16 protein-coding genes are annotated in these 14,204 nt (G+C 58.1%); 7 read left to right on the top strand and 9 right to left on the bottom strand.

Going from position 1 to position 14,204, the window contains the following annotated elements:
- Positions 1 to 22 precede the first annotated feature (22 nt).
- Entirely contained in the window at positions 23 to 82 is a 60-nt protein-coding gene (gene ypfM / locus ACK5JN_RS11040) for a protein YpfM (RefSeq protein ID WP_001386977.1), read from the bottom strand.
- Positions 83 to 439: 357 nt separating this feature from the next.
- Here ypfM and ACK5JN_RS11035 point away from each other — a divergent pair, with 357 nt between their 5' ends.
- The 3 genes from ACK5JN_RS11035 to ACK5JN_RS11025 are packed head-to-tail and all read left to right on the top strand — an operon-like array spanning position 440 to position 2,212.
- Positions 440 to 802, top strand: coding sequence for an ArsC family reductase (locus ACK5JN_RS11035; protein WP_416870220.1), 363 nt, complete (start codon positions 440 to 442; stop codon positions 800 to 802).
- A gap of 55 nt (positions 803 to 857) precedes the next feature.
- Complete coding sequence (dapE, locus tag ACK5JN_RS11030) at positions 858 to 1,985, top strand: succinyl-diaminopimelate desuccinylase (protein WP_416870219.1); 1,128 nt, start codon at positions 858 to 860, stop codon at positions 1,983 to 1,985.
- 26 nt (positions 1,986 to 2,011) lie between these two features.
- Entirely contained in the window at positions 2,012 to 2,212 is a 201-nt protein-coding gene (locus tag ACK5JN_RS11025) for a YpfN family protein (protein WP_333496781.1), read from the top strand.
- 92 nt (positions 2,213 to 2,304) lie between these two features.
- Here ACK5JN_RS11025 and ypfH read toward each other — a convergent pair whose 3' ends face one another.
- From ypfH to dapA, 6 genes are all read right to left on the bottom strand, one after another.
- On the bottom strand, positions 2,305 to 3,003 hold the full coding sequence (gene ypfH / locus ACK5JN_RS11020; RefSeq protein WP_416870218.1) for an esterase: 699 nt from the start codon (positions 3,001 to 3,003) through the stop codon (positions 2,305 to 2,307).
- Positions 3,004 to 3,079: 76 nt separating this feature from the next.
- Positions 3,080 to 5,080, bottom strand: coding sequence for a tRNA(Met) cytidine acetyltransferase TmcA (locus ACK5JN_RS11015; RefSeq protein WP_416870217.1), 2,001 nt, complete (start codon positions 5,078 to 5,080; stop codon positions 3,080 to 3,082).
- A 16-nt stretch (positions 5,081 to 5,096) separates the two neighbouring features.
- Positions 5,097 to 5,969: a neutral zinc metallopeptidase gene (locus ACK5JN_RS11010; RefSeq protein WP_416870216.1), complete on the bottom strand. Its 873-nt coding sequence runs from the start codon at positions 5,967 to 5,969 to the stop codon at positions 5,097 to 5,099.
- Positions 5,970 to 6,108: 139 nt separating this feature from the next.
- Positions 6,109 to 6,822, bottom strand: coding sequence for a phosphoribosylaminoimidazolesuccinocarboxamide synthase (purC, locus tag ACK5JN_RS11005; RefSeq protein WP_416870215.1), 714 nt, complete (start codon positions 6,820 to 6,822; stop codon positions 6,109 to 6,111).
- A 109-nt stretch (positions 6,823 to 6,931) separates the two neighbouring features.
- Positions 6,932 to 7,963 carry an outer membrane protein assembly factor BamC gene (bamC, locus tag ACK5JN_RS11000; RefSeq protein WP_416870214.1) on the bottom strand — a complete coding sequence of 344 codons (1,032 nt, stop codon included), beginning with the start codon at positions 7,961 to 7,963 and terminating at the stop codon, positions 6,932 to 6,934.
- Positions 7,964 to 7,979: 16 nt separating this feature from the next.
- The gene (gene dapA / locus ACK5JN_RS10995; protein ID WP_064543635.1) at positions 7,980 to 8,858 is read right to left on the bottom strand and encodes a 4-hydroxy-tetrahydrodipicolinate synthase; all 879 of its coding nucleotides are present in this window, start codon (positions 8,856 to 8,858) and stop codon (positions 7,980 to 7,982) included.
- Between the two features lie 154 nt (positions 8,859 to 9,012).
- Between dapA and ACK5JN_RS10990 the strand changes: the two genes are divergently transcribed.
- Entirely contained in the window at positions 9,013 to 9,585 is a 573-nt protein-coding gene (locus tag ACK5JN_RS10990) for a glycine cleavage system transcriptional repressor (RefSeq protein ID WP_416870213.1), read from the top strand.
- On the top strand, positions 9,585 to 10,055 hold the full coding sequence (gene bcp, locus ACK5JN_RS10985) for a thioredoxin-dependent thiol peroxidase (RefSeq protein WP_416870212.1): 471 nt from the start codon (positions 9,585 to 9,587) through the stop codon (positions 10,053 to 10,055). The genes ACK5JN_RS10990 and bcp overlap by 1 nt, the downstream gene beginning before the upstream one ends.
- 81 nt (positions 10,056 to 10,136) lie before the next feature.
- On the opposite strand, the gene ACK5JN_RS10980 is transcribed toward bcp, so the two are convergent.
- The gene (locus ACK5JN_RS10980) at positions 10,137 to 11,210 is read right to left on the bottom strand and encodes an AI-2E family transporter (protein WP_416870211.1); all 1,074 of its coding nucleotides are present in this window, start codon (positions 11,208 to 11,210) and stop codon (positions 10,137 to 10,139) included.
- Between the two features lie 189 nt (positions 11,211 to 11,399).
- On the opposite strand from ACK5JN_RS10980, the gene bepA reads away from it, so the two are divergent.
- Both bepA and arsC read left to right on the top strand, forming a co-directional pair.
- Positions 11,400 to 12,863: a beta-barrel assembly-enhancing protease gene (gene bepA, locus ACK5JN_RS10975; protein ID WP_416870210.1), complete on the top strand. Its 1,464-nt coding sequence runs from the start codon at positions 11,400 to 11,402 to the stop codon at positions 12,861 to 12,863.
- 11 nt (positions 12,864 to 12,874) lie between these two features.
- Complete coding sequence (arsC, locus tag ACK5JN_RS10970) at positions 12,875 to 13,234, top strand: arsenate reductase (glutaredoxin) (protein ID WP_416870209.1); 360 nt, start codon at positions 12,875 to 12,877, stop codon at positions 13,232 to 13,234.
- 6 nt (positions 13,235 to 13,240) lie between these two features.
- Here the strand turns inward: arsC and ACK5JN_RS10965 are convergent, their stop codons facing one another.
- Positions 13,241 to 14,098: an XRE family transcriptional regulator gene (locus ACK5JN_RS10965; RefSeq protein WP_416870208.1), complete on the bottom strand. Its 858-nt coding sequence runs from the start codon at positions 14,096 to 14,098 to the stop codon at positions 13,241 to 13,243.
- Positions 14,099 to 14,204: the final 106 nt, after the last annotated feature.

The raw sequence follows: 14,204 nt of genomic DNA, 5'->3' as shown, positions 1-14,204 counted from the left end.
TTATAACTCACATCGCTGAAAATTATTTACGAAGCATCACTTCGATAAAATCTTTCCAGTTCCCCAGTTCACGTTCGATCATAACTACCTCTCTTATTATTATGCGTATTTTACGTACAAATATATGACCTGTGAATACGGTAAATCCGATTACTTTGATTGCCGCTGCCAACGTTTGTTTACTGCTTAAGGCCACTATGGGCTGGAACGTTGACATTTAATGTGACCAACAGCAACATTTTGAAATGGTTACCAGAATGTGAATCATATGATAAGAATTTACCCTACAACAAAGTCAATAAACTGCGACTTTCGTCGTAGGTAGCGTGATAAACTGTATGAATTTCAGCCCGTTTATGCTGGTGAAATTAAAACAGGCAGCCACGGCAATTCCGTGTATATTCGAGGCCCCTAAAACCTGCTGATATAAAGGTGGAACATGACCATCCTCTATGGAATAAAAAACTGCGACACGATTAAAAAAGCCCGTCGTTGGCTCGACGACCATCAGGTTGAATATCGCTTTCATGATTATCGCGTCGACGGCCTGCCGCCGGAACTGCTGGCGTCCTTTATTGCTGAACTGGGCTGGGAGGCGTTGCTGAATACGCGCGGCACCACCTGGCGCAAGCTGGATGAAAGCGTGCGCATGCGCATCGACAATGCCGATGCCGCCGCCGCGCTAATGCTCGAAATGCCGGCAATCATTAAACGCCCATTGCTCTGCGCGCCCGCACAGCCTATGCTGCTGGGTTTTAGCGATGCCAGTTACGGTCAGTGGCTTGCGCAGACGCGCTCCTGATGCCGTCGCCCTGTTTTGATTTTTGCAGATAACGAAAAATAACGAGGTCTAGTTTATGTCTTGCCCAGTCATTGAGCTGGCTCAGCAGCTTATTCGCCGCCCGTCTCTTAGCCCCGATGACGCGGGCTGTCAGGCATTAATGATTGAACGTCTGCGCGCTATCGGTTTTACCGTTGAGCCGATGGATTTCGGCGATACCCAGAATTTCTGGGCGTGGCGCGGCAAAGGGGAAACCCTGGCGTTTGCCGGCCATACCGACGTGGTGCCCGCAGGCGATGCCGATCGCTGGATTAACCCGCCGTTTGAACCCACCATTCGCGACGGCATGTTATTTGGCCGCGGCGCGGCTGACATGAAAGGCTCGCTGGCCGCGATGGTCGTCGCCGCAGAGCGTTTTGTCGCGCAGCACCCGAATCATCAGGGCCGCCTGGCGTTCCTGATCACCTCCGATGAAGAGGCCAGCGCCACCCACGGCACCGTGAAGGTGGTCGAAGCGCTGATGGCGCGTAACGAGCGCCTGGACTACTGCCTGGTGGGCGAACCGTCCAGCACCGAAGTGGTTGGCGACGTGGTCAAAAACGGCCGCCGCGGTTCCATGACCTGCAACCTGACCATTCACGGCGTGCAGGGACACGTGGCCTATCCACACCTTGCCGACAACCCGGTTCACCGCGCCGCGCCGTGGATCAACGAACTGGTGGCTATCGAGTGGGATCAGGGCAACGAATTCTTCCCGCCCACCAGTATGCAGATTGCGAATATTCAGGCCGGTACCGGCAGCAACAACGTGATCCCCGGCGATCTGTTCGTACAGTTCAACTTCCGCTTCAGCACCGAACTGACCGACGCGATGATCAAAGAGCGGGTGATTGCGCTGCTGGAAAAACATCAGCTGCGCTACAGCGTAGACTGGTGGATCTCCGGTCAGCCGTTCCTCACCGCGCGCGGTAAGCTGGTTGATGCGGTGGTGAACGCTATCGCGCACTATAATGAAATAGAACCGCAGCTGCTGACCACCGGCGGGACGTCAGATGGTCGCTTTATCGCCCAGATGGGCGCGCAGGTTGTTGAGCTGGGGCCGGTGAACGCCACCATTCATAAGATTAACGAATGCGTGAACGCCGCAGACCTACAGATGCTGGCACGCATGTACCAGCGCATCATGGAACAACTTGTCGCCTGACGGCACAACTTTAAGAGGTAATGCGCATGGATTGGCTGTCAAAATACTGGTGGATTCTGGTACTGGTGTTCCTGGTAGGGGTGATTATCAACGTGATTAAGGATCTTAACCGCGTTGACCATAAAAAATTCCTCGCCGATAAACCCGAGCTGCCGCCGCATCGCGACTTTAACGATAAGTGGGACGATGACGACGACTGGCCGAAGAAAGACCAGCCGAAGAAGTAAATCTGGACAGTGCTATCCCGGCGTCGCGTTGCTCGGCCGGGCTACTCAGAACGGTAGCCCGGCCGAACGCAGTGACGCCGGGAATTCAACGCTTAAAGCATCTCAATAATATCGTCGTCTTTCGGCGTGCTGCCGCTTAACGCCTCGTCAAAATAGTGCTTCGGCACGGTATAGCGTAGGTGATCGAGCGCAAACTGCATGCTGCGATCGTCAATCGCATGCCCCAGATCCTCCACGATATCCAGCGTGACATCGCCGCCCGCCGCCAGCACCGCTTCCTGACCTCGCACCGCCCAGGCCAAATCGATAACCCGGTCTTCTCCACCGTGGATCAGGTGGATCGTGGTCGTGGTGTCCGCATGCTGCGGCAGCGTGGCGTAACGGCCGTTAAACGCAATCACCCGTGATGCCAGGTCCGGCTCGGCTTTGATGCCTTCGAGCGACATAATCGCCCCCTGCGAGAAGCCGATCAGCGCGGTGGCCTGTGGGCCGACGCCGCTCTGTTTTTGCCAGTAGCGTACCGTTTCGATAAAGGTCGGCATAATGGCATCAACGCGCGCCTGGCGGTTCTCTTCGGTCACGCCCTGCACCGAAAACCACTGCCGCCCCGGCGCGGGGCCGCACGGCTCGGCGCCGCCGATGCTGACAATCAATGCGTCCGGGAACAGCGGCGCAAACCAGCTACCGATCTGCCCCATCGCCACCGGATTATCGCCCACGCCATGAAACAACAGCAGCAGCTGTTGAGCGGGCTTCGCGGGGCTTTGAACAACAAAATGATCGTGTGTCATGGCTGTCTCCTTGGTTTTGACGGTCAGTTTACGCCGCACCAGAATAATGACCATGCCATTTAACTGAATGAGTCAGTTAAAAAAATTGCAGTTGCGGGAGCTGTTCCGCCAGCCGGTTTGTGCGTTCGGCGTCAACGCTGCGCATCGCCTGCGCCGCTTCTGCCCGTAACTGCGCCAGCAGCGCTTTACGCCCCTGCACGCCCAGCCGCGCGCAAAGCTGCGCCTCACTCTCACCGCCCAGCCGCCCGCGCAGCGCGGGTAGCGGCAGCTCGCTCAACGCGCTCAACCGATGCAGATTCGCCAGCACCGCCAGCAGCGGGCGATGGGCAAAAGCAAACCCGGCCAGATCCCACCAGTCATCTTCAGTAAGGATAGCCTCAGCAACGTCAGGGAGCGGTACTTTTTCATCCACCCACTGGCGCAGCCAGCGCCATTCGCGACACAAACGCTGGTGCTCATGCTGCATCAACGCCTCCCCCGCCGCCGTCAGCGGGCGCAGCGCCATTGCCGCATAGCAGCCGCTGCTGGCTTCGCGCTGGGTGCCAATACGCACCAGCGTAAAGCCGCAGCGCTGCCAGAAGCGCCAGAGCGCATCGGTGTAGCCAAAGCTCACCGACAGATAATCACAGCCCTGAGCCTCCTCCCACGCCTGGGCAACCATCCGCTGGCCGAGCCCTTCCCGTTGGCGCAGCGGATGTACCGCGATGCGGCTGATGCGCCGTCCGGCGAGCGTCGCCGCCAGCGGACTACCGCCGTGAGCGGCCAGCGACTGCGCCACCAGATTGCCGCGCGGGCGACGAAAACCAGCCCATACCGCCCGACTGAGTGCCGGCGAAAGCCCACCTTCGTCCACCAGCCACAATGCGCCAGCCGGGCCGTTATTGCCCTGAGCACTGAGAAAATGCTGCCCCGGCGCATCCATCATGCGTCGCAGATCCAGCGGCGAGGTGCGGTAATGCGCGCCGGAAAGCAGCTGATAGAGCGCGCGCGGCAGCTCTGGCGCCGTTTGCCAGGCCGACTGTGGCACAGCATGCAGCGTCAAATCGCCCTGCGGCGGCGTGGTAAAAGCATCATCGTCGAAAATCAGCGCCTCGTTCACCAGCGCTTCCAGCGGGCATCCGGCGGCCCAGCGAATCGGTTGACTGAGGGTAAACGTCTGCCGATGCGGAAACGCGGCGCAGAATTTCAGCAAAAAGCCGCGCCCGGTGCCTTCATAGCCCTGGACCGTGGTGGTCAGCAGCACCCGAGGGAATCGGGCCATCAGCTTTTGCAGCAGCGGTGCGGGAATGGCGGCCGCCTCATCAACCACCAGCCAGTCAGCGCTGGCATCAGAGGCCAGCAGCGCATCCGGGGCGATAAAATGAAAGCGGTCACCGGCAAAGGCGGCAATCACCTCCGCCGAGGCGCGGGAAGGCGCGGTAACCAGCGCCGTACCGGAAATGTGTTGAATGTGCATCCCGGCCAGCGCCGATTTGCCGCGACCGCGCTCCGCCGTCACCACGCAGACCTGCACGGTAGCGTGTGCCAGCGCCGTCAAAATGGCCTGCTGCTCGTTGTCGGGCTGGCCGTTGGCGCGCTGCCACCGCGGGCGCGGCGAGTCATGGAGCGGCGTCAGCGGCTGCCCCTGACGCCAGATTAGGGCCTGCGGGTGAGCGGCTAAGGTACGGCAAAAATGGTGGACAAAATGGGGCGTGGCGATAGGTTCCGGAGCATCGCTCCAGCGTAGCGAATCGGCATCGGCCTGAGTGGGCCAGCGCGAGAGCTCCGGCACCAGCAGCAGCAGCCAGCTACCGGCGCGTAGCGTACCGGCCAGCGCGGCGAACGCCGACACGTCAAAACCGGTGCGGGCGTCAAAGATAGCATGCTGGAACTCGCGCCCCAGCAGCGTAGCCAGTTTTGCTGGCTGACAATAAGGTTCATCGGCTGCCTGCGGCCCAACCCACAGCACGTCGTGGCCGACGGCGCGACGAAACGCCATCGCCTGCTCATGGCTCCAGTCAGGCTCGCCGCTCACCACCAGCAGGCGGCGGATGCCCTCCTGTGCCATTCGCGCGGCCTGCGCGAGCAGCTCATCCATGACCTTCAACATCCGGTTAGCGTGATTGACTGAAGGTGTTGCACTGAGCCGGGTCGCCGCTATCGAAGCCGCGTTTCAGCCAGGTATAGCGCTGCTGTGACGTGCCGTGAGTGAAGCTGTCCGGCACCACCCGCCCCTGACTTTGCTGCTGTAAACGATCGTCACCAATGGCTTCAGCGGCGTTGAGCGCCTCTTCCAGGTCGCCCGCTTCCAGAATGCCCTGCTTCTGCATGTTATGGCCCCAGACGCCGGCAAAACAGTCGGCCTGAAGCTCCATGCGTACTGACAGGCGGTTCACCTCAGCCTGCGACGCGCCCTGCTGCATCTGGCGCACTTTTGGCTCGATGCCGAGCAGTTTCTGGATGTGGTGGCCGACTTCATGCGCAATCACGTAGCCCTGAGCGAAATCACCGCCCGCGCCGAGTTTGCTTTTCATGTCGTCGTAGAAAGAGAGGTCGATATATACCGTACTATCGGCCGGGCAGTAGAACGGCCCCATCACCGACTGCCCGGTACCGCAGCCGGTGCGGGTCGCGCCGCGGTACATCACCAGCCGCGGCGGCTGATAGGTTTTGCCCATCTCTTTAAACTGCTGAGACCAGGTGTCTTCCGTGGTGGCGAGGATAACCGAGGTGAACTTTGCCGCTTCATCCTCATTAGGATTGCTGACGCGCTGACTGCTTTGCTGGCTCTGACCGATTGGTTCGCCGGTCATCAGGCCGGTGAGGTCAACGCCGTAGTACCCGGCGACCAGCACCACAATCAGCAGAATAATACCGCCCTTGCCGCTGGGAATGCGGAAACCCGGGCCGCGCCCGGAGAGTGGCGACTGGGAATTATTCCGGCGGTCTTCAACATTGTCGCTTTCACGACGGCCTTGCCAACGCATAACTACCTCGATTCTTATTTTTAATTACTCATACGATCGTAGGCGGTTAAAGGCGGGATTACCACTGGAAATGTAATGAGTGGCAGATCCCGGCGTCGCGTTGCTTGGCCGAGCTACGCGACGCCGGGGAAGTACAAACTTAGTCCAGCTTCACGCCCAGACGGCGCGCCACTTCTTCGTAAGCTTCGATCAGGCCGCCCAGGCTCTGGCGGAAACGGTCTTTGTCCATTTTATCCAGGGTGTTTTTATCCCACAGACGGCTGCCGTCCGGCGAGAATTCATCGCCCAGCACCACTTCGCCTTTGAACAGACCGAACTCCAGCTTGAAGTCGACGAGGATCAGGCCCGCGTCGTCGAACAGTTTCTTCAGCACGTCATTCGCTTTGAAGGTCAGCTCCTGCATGCGCGCCAGGTTCTCTTTGCTCACCCAGCCGAAGGTTTCGCAGTAGGATTCGTTGACCATCGGGTCGTGCATCGCATCGTTTTTCAGGAACAGGTCGAACAGCGGCGGGTTCAGCTCGATGCCTTCTTCAATCCCTAAACGCTTCACCAGCGACCCCGCGGCGCGGTTACGCACAACGCACTCCACCGGCACCATATCCAGCTTTTTCACCAGACATTCGGTATCGGACAACAGCGCTTCCATCTGGGTCGGGATACCCGCTTCCGCCAGCTTGCTCATAATGAAATGGTTGAACTTGTTGTTCACCATGCCTTTACGATCGAACTGTTCAATGCGGGCGCCGTCCCCTGCTGACGTATCGTTACGGAATTCGAGTACCAACAGATCCGGATTTTCGGTGCTGTATACGGTTTTCGCTTTACCACGATACAACTCAGCTAGCTTTTGCATCTTTGTCACTCCAGTGATGATTAACCATAAATATTTGTGCTTTTCTGTCGACGCACACGTTTGCGTCACTATACAGAAAAAAGGGCCGGATTGCTCCAGCCCTGATAAATTACTTGCTTAATGCGGCCTGGAATACGGCGACCAGGGCGTCATTCTGCGACTGCGTCAGCGTGTGGCCTTTCGGATCGATGAACTGCAGGCTACTACGGTTGTCCAGGTCGCCGACCTGAAGCTTGTAGTCACCGGAGACCAGACCCGGGTCGCTGGCGCCGAGGTCCTGCCAGCCGCTATCAGACAGCGGCTTGTAGGTCACGGCGATGCTGCCCTGAGAACGGGTGCTGTCGGTCACTTTCATGCCCGCTTTTTCCAGCGCGCCCGGCAGACGCTGCCAGACCTGGTTGAACGGCGCACGCACCACCAGCATCGGCAGACCGGTGTCATCAGAAGCGCTCTGCACGTCATAGGTTGCGCCCGCAGAACCGCGAGAAGCCTGTGCGTCGCTGGCGTTCTTATCCAGACCGGCAGAAATCACGTTCAGCATTTCGGCGCTGTAGCGCTGTAAAGACGCGCGATCGGCAACCGGCTTGCCCGCCTGCTCCAGGTTAACCAGCTTCACCATCACCGCCTGCTGATAGCCCTGAGGCTGCACGGAGATTTGATAGCGACCGCGATACTGCTGGTCTTCATCAAGGCGATTCCACTCGACCCAGTCCGTCGTCAGCGTTTGGCTCGCATCATCACGTTTGGTGATGGTGTAGTTTTTCGCCTGCACAATGCTAACCACCTGCGGCCACAGGGAGCCGCTACGGCTATTTTCCACCAGCAGCGTGGCGGTATCACCGGTAAACTGGGTACGCGCGCCGGCGACCAGCGCCAGCGGCTGAGCCGGCGGACGGATGTCCAGCGCTTTACCGACGGCACCGCTGCCGTTGGCGACCGGAATGTTGTAGTCGCCATTTTCCAGCGGCAGGATCATGCCCGCTGGGGCGTGAAGTTCACCTAACGGCGTGGCGTCCAGATAGGACTCATCGCCGCTCACCTGGCGCTTATAGCGCGAGTCGGAACTACAGGCCGCAAGCAGTAATACCAGCGATACACCCGCAACCTTGGCCAGGCGCGACTTCTGTACTGAGTAAGCCATCAAATCTCCCTAAACTTTACAGCAAACCGGCATGCTTGAGTGCGGATGCCACCACGTCACGACCGTGGTCGGTGATCGGTGTCATCGGCAAGCGCATGGTGTCGGTCGCCACAAGCCCCAATTCCTTACACGCCCATTTCACTGGGATCGGATTGGGTTCGACAAATAATTTATTGTGCAGCGGCATCAAACGCTGGTTGATGATGCGCGCCTGCGCGAACTCTCCTGCAGCGGACAGTTTGCACATTTCCGCCATATCACGCGCCGCAACGTTCGCCGTCACCGAAATGACGCCGTGGCCGCCGAGCTGCATGAAGTCCAGACCGGTTGCATCATCGCCGCTAAGCAGGATGAAATCGTCTGAAACCAGCTCTTTGATCTGATGAACGCGGCTTAAGTTCCCCGTAGCTTCCTTAATCGCGATAATATTTTTAATTTTCGCCAGGCGACCTACGGTTTCCGGCAGCATATCGCAACCGGTGCGGGACGGCACATTATACAGGATTTGTGGCAGGTCAGTATGCTCGGCAATCGCTTTAAAGTGCTGGAACAAACCTTCCTGGGTCGGACGGTTGTAGTACGGGGTCACGGTCAGGCAGCCGACGACGCCGCTGTCGTTGAAACGCTGGGTCAGGCTGATCGCCTCTGCGGTTGCATTTGCCCCCGTTCCTGCGATAACCGGAATGCGGCCATCGGCCAGTTCCAGGGTGGTTAAGACCACATCGCCATGCTCTTCGTGGCTAAGCGTCGCTGACTCGCCGGTAGTCCCTACCGACACAATCGCCGAGGTTCCGTTGGCGACATGGTAATCAATCAGTTTTTTCAGGCTTGAACGGTCGACATTACCTTTTTCATCCATCGGCGTGACAAGCGCTACAATACTTCCCGTGAACATGGGCCATCCTCTGTGCTGACGTGCGGACATGAAACTCAATGGTACGTTTGGTACTGTAATAAAAGCAAGAGACTGAGGCCCTTCAGAATGTTGTATGCCGGTTTTTTTTATGCTTTCCTAGGGTATACCGCACCTTTTTAAAGGAAGAACAGGTTTGACAGCCTCATTACAACACTATCTGGTCATTACAGCCCTGGGCGCGGATCGCTCCGGCATCGTCAATACGATTACTCGTCATGTGAGCAGCTGCGGCTGTAATATCGAAGACAGTCGGTTGGCCATGCTGGGGGATGAATTCACTTTTATTATGCTGCTGTCCGGAACCTGGAATGCGATTACGCTGATCGAGTCCACCCTGCCGCTGAAAGGTGCGGAGCTGGACCTGCTGATCGTCATGAAACGGACCACCGCCAGCCCGCGTCCGGCAATGCCGGCCACCGTGTGGGTACAGGTGGAAGTCCCTGATTCACCGCATATTATCGAGCGCTTTACCGCCCTGTTCGACAGCTGGGAGATGAACATCGCCGAGCTGGTATCGCGGACCCAGCCGGGCACCGACGAGAGCGCGGCGCAGCTGTTTATTCAGATTTCCGCCCACAGCCCGGCTACGCAAAATGCATCAAATATTGAGCAAGCGTTCAAAGCCCTATGTACAGAATTGAAAGCGCAAGGCAGTATAAACGTGATTAATTATTCACAGCATGACGAACAGGATGGAGCTGAGTAATGAACCCACTGAAAGCCGGTGATATCGCACCGAAATTTAGTTTGCCCGATCAAGACGGCGAGCAAGTAAATTTGACCGACTTCCAGGGACAACGTGTTCTGGTCTATTTTTACCCGAAAGCGATGACCCCTGGCTGCACCGTGCAGGCATGCGGCCTTCGCGACAATATGGACGAGCTAAAAAAAGCTGGCGTTGAGGTTCTGGGTATCAGCACCGATAAACCGGAAAAGCTCTCCCGCTTCTCGGAAAAAGAGCTGCTGAACTTCACGCTGCTCTCCGATGAAAATCACCAGGTCTGCGAGCAGTTCGGCATCTGGGGTGAAAAAACCTTCATGGGGAAAACCTATGACGGCATTCACCGCATCAGCTTCCTGATTGACGCCGACGGTAAAGTTGAACATGTGTTTGATGACTTCAAAACCAGCAACCACCATGACGTGGTGATCGGCTGGCTGAAGGCCAACGCGTAGCACTCATCGGCCGGGTTATCCCTTATATAGCCCGGCCGAGCGCAGCGACGCCGGGAAGCATAGCGCTCCCCTGACGGCAGGTTAATCTGACGTCTCTTCTTCCACCACCAGCCCATCCGGCCAGGCGTGGACCACCGCTTTAATCAACGTCGCCAGCGGAATGGCGAAGAACACGCCCCAGAACCCCCACAGGCCGCCGAAAATCACCACCGACAGGATGATCACCAGCGGATGCAGGTTCACCGCCTCTGAGAACAGCACCGGCACCAGCAGGTTGCCATCCAGCCCCTGAATAATCAGGTAGACCGCAAACAGGCTCCAGAATTCGGTGCCAAGCCCAAACTGGAACAGCGCCACGCAGACCACCGGAATGGTCACCACGAAGGCGCCGATATACGGAATCAGCACCGACACGCCCACCAGCACCGCCAGCAGCAGCGAGTAGTTGAGGCCAAAAAGCAGGAAGCCGAGCCAGGTGGCGACGCCGACGACGATCATCTCCAGCACCTTGCCGCGGATATAGTTGGTGATCTGCTGATTCATCTCTTTCCATACCTGCCCGGCCAGCCCGCGGTTGCGCGGCAGCACGCGGCGCACGGCGTTGAGCATCTGCTCTTTATCTTTGACCAGGAAGAAGACCATCAGCGGCACCAGCACCAGGTAGACCGCCAGCGTCAGCAGCCCGACGAGAGAAGCGACCGAATACTTCACCACCGAATCGCCCATGGTGAGCATACGGGTGCGCATATTCTCCGCCATAGCATCAATAATGCCGGCATCCATCAGCGCCGGATAGCGGCGCGGCAGCGTGGCGGCAAAATCGGAGAGTTTGTTGAGCATGCCTGGCATATCGCGAATGAGGTATATCCCCTGCTGCCAGGCAATCGGCATCACCACGAACGACATCAGCAGCAGAATGCCGACAAACAGCACCAGCACCACGCTGGTCGCCCAGGTACGCGACCAGCCCAGACGCTCCAGGCGCACCGTCGGCCATTCCAGCAGGTACGCCAGCACCAGCGCTACCAGCAGCGGCGCCAGCAGGCCGCTGAAGAAAAACAGAATGCAAAAACCCACCACCAGAATGACCAGCAGCGCGATGGCCTCCGGGTCACTGAATCGGCGGCGATACCATTGCGTCAACATCTCGAGCATAAATCTATTCCCTGAAGCCTATCGCGTTCATACAGAACATGAATTGTATCTAAGTGTCACAAAAAAGACTGCGCTTTTTATTTTTAGCCCGTAATCTCGTGATGATACACTGCCAACGCAGCCCATAATGGAACGTAACGTTATGCTGTTGGTCAAAACAGGCACATCCCACATTACAGGACAGAGGTTATGTTCAGGCAGTTGAAAAAAACGCTGTTGGCATCCCTTATTGCGACACTCGCTTTCGGCCAGATTGCCCCCGCGTTCGCGGACGCAACGGATAATCTGCCGGATATGGGTACATCCGCAGGAAGCACGCTCTCCATCGGCCAGGAGATGCAGATGGGGGATTACTATGTTCGACAACTGCGCGGAAGCGCGCCCCTGATTAACGATCCGCTGCTGGTCCAGTACATTAACTCGCTGGGTATGCGGCTGGTCTCGCACGCCTTTTCCGTGCGCACCCCGTTCCATTTTTATCTGATTAATAACGACGACATCAACGCCTTCGCCTTCTTCGGCGGCAACGTGGTGCTGCACTCGGCGCTGTTCCGCTATTCAGATACCGAAAGCCAGCTGGCTTCGGTGATGGCGCACGAAATTTCTCACGTTACCCAGCGCCACCTGGCGCGCGCGATGGAAGATCAGAAACGTAACGCCCCGCTGACGTGGGTCGGGGCGCTCGGCTCCATTCTGCTGGCAATGGCCAGCCCGCAGGCGGGGATGGCCGCGCTCAGCGGCACGCTGGCGGGAACGCAGCAAGGGATGATCAGCTTTACCCGCCAGAATGAAGAAGAAGCGGACCGTATCGGCATTCAGGTGCTCCAGCGCGCGGGCTTCGATCCGCAGGCGATGCCCGCGTTTATGGAAAAGCTGCTCGACCAGTCGCGCTACTCTTCTCGTCCGCCGGAAATGCTGCTGACCCACCCCTTGCCGGAAAGCCGCCTGTCCGATGCGCGTAACCGCGCCAACCAGATGCGCCCGGTGGTGGTACAGTCCTCCGCCGACTTCTACTTTGCCAAAGCGCGTACCCTGGGCATGTACAACAACGGGCAAAACCAGCTCGGCAGCGATCTGCTCGACAGCTGGTCGAAAGGCAACGTGCGCGAGCAGCACGCCGCCCAGTACGGTCGAGCGCTGCTGGCGATGGAGGCGAAAAACTTCGCCGAAGCCAGCAAGCTGCTCCAGCCGCTGCTGAGCGCCGACCCGCAGAATGCCTGGTTCCTTGACCTGGCAACCGACATCGACCTGGGTCAGAACAAAACCAGCGAGGCGATTAACCGGCTGAAAAACGCCCGCGAGCTGCGTACCAACCCGGTGCTCCAGCTCAACCTGGCTAACGCCCTGCTGGAAGGAGGCCAGGCCGGCGAAGCGGCCACCATCCTGAACCGCTACACCTTCAACTATAAAGACGACACCAACGGCTGGGATCTGCTGGCCCAGGCGGAAGCCAAACTGGGTAACCGCGATCAGGAGCTGGCCGCGCGCGCCGAAAATATGGCGCTGGTCGGCAGGCTCGACCAGGCGATTTCCCTGCTGAGCGCCGCCAGCGCGCAGGTGAAGCTGCGCAGCCTGCAGCAGGCCCGCTACGATGCGCGTATCGACCAGCTGCGCCAGCTGCAGGAACGCTTCCGCCCTTATCAGAAAATGTAACAGGAGAGACGATGACGGATTCGGTCACCATTTATCACAACCCGCGCTGCTCAAAGAGCCGCGAGACATTAGCCCTGCTGAAAGATAACGGCATCGACCCTGACGTGGTGCTCTACCTTGAGACGCCGCCGGATGCCGCGACGCTGGGCAAGTTGATTAAGATGCTCGGCCTGGGTAGCGCCCGTGAGCTGATGCGCCAGAAAGAAGATCTCTATAAATCGCTGAATCTCGCCGATGCGCAGCTCAGCGAAGAGGCGCTGATTCAGGCGATGGTCGAGAACCCGAAGCTGATCGAACGCCCTATCGTCGTGAACAACGGCCAGGCGCGCATTGGCCGCCCGCCGGAGCAGGTGCTGGAGATCGTTCGCTAATTCTCCTTAAGGCCGCAGCGCTTCCAGAAAAGCCTGCGGCGTCAGATTCCCCAGCTTTTTCTGCGCCTTCCCGCCGTTAAATAGCCCACACAGCCTGAGCGCCAGTTCATCCGGCGTACAGAACCGCGCCGCCGGAATAATCTCTGCCAGCGGTACGGTCACCGCGACCGCCTGGCGCTTTTCTCCGGCTGAGGTGGCACTAGCGTCAATCCCCCTCTCCGCCAGATGCTCACGTAGCGCGGCAAAATGCGCTTCGCTTAGCCCTTCGTCACTTTTAATCTCAACAGATTGGATAGCACCCGGAAACTGTGCCAGTACCTCATCCAGCCAGTGGATGACCAGCGGTGACGACATTCCCGAATAGATACGCGCCGCGCACCAGCCGCTCACCGGCTCCTGCGCCCACAGCAGGTGATGGTCACCGTCATCATCCATATGCAGCGACAACAAACGGTAATGTAAGGTCAGCGTTTGCGGCCGGAGGCCCGCCTTCAGCGCCTTCTTGCCTTGCGCACTCATCTCGCCATTTTTCGGGTACGACGGCGTCAGATAGCGGCTAAGCGTGGCTCGGGACAGAGAAATGCCCAGCCCTTCCACCACCATAAACAGCAGGTCGTCCAGCGGCGCGCGGAGGATTTCGCGCAGCGCATTAATCAGCACAACCTGTTCTTGTCTCATTGCTTTGTGTACGACGCCTGGCGTGGTGCTGCGATCGGCAGTCTGCTCGCGATTGCGCCAGCGCCGCACCGTAGTCACGGAAATACCCAGTTCCAGCGCCAGTTCACGGTCACTTTTATCCGACTTCTGCAGATATTTGCGGATACGTGGCGTGGTGGTGGCGTTAGCGTGCAGCTTAATTTCCATGCTATTCCTTAAGAAATAAATAACTAATCATATGAGATTTATATAGATTAAGTGGATGCATTGTGACCCGTTTCACCTTTCCGCACCCGCCTTTCTCCGATAATCC

The organism is Kluyvera sp., assembly GCF_047971185.1.
Classification (GTDB): domain Bacteria; phylum Pseudomonadota; class Gammaproteobacteria; order Enterobacterales; family Enterobacteriaceae; genus Kluyvera.
The sequence above is the reverse complement of the archived record's forward strand: the minus strand, read 5'-3'. Positions and strand labels throughout refer to the sequence as shown.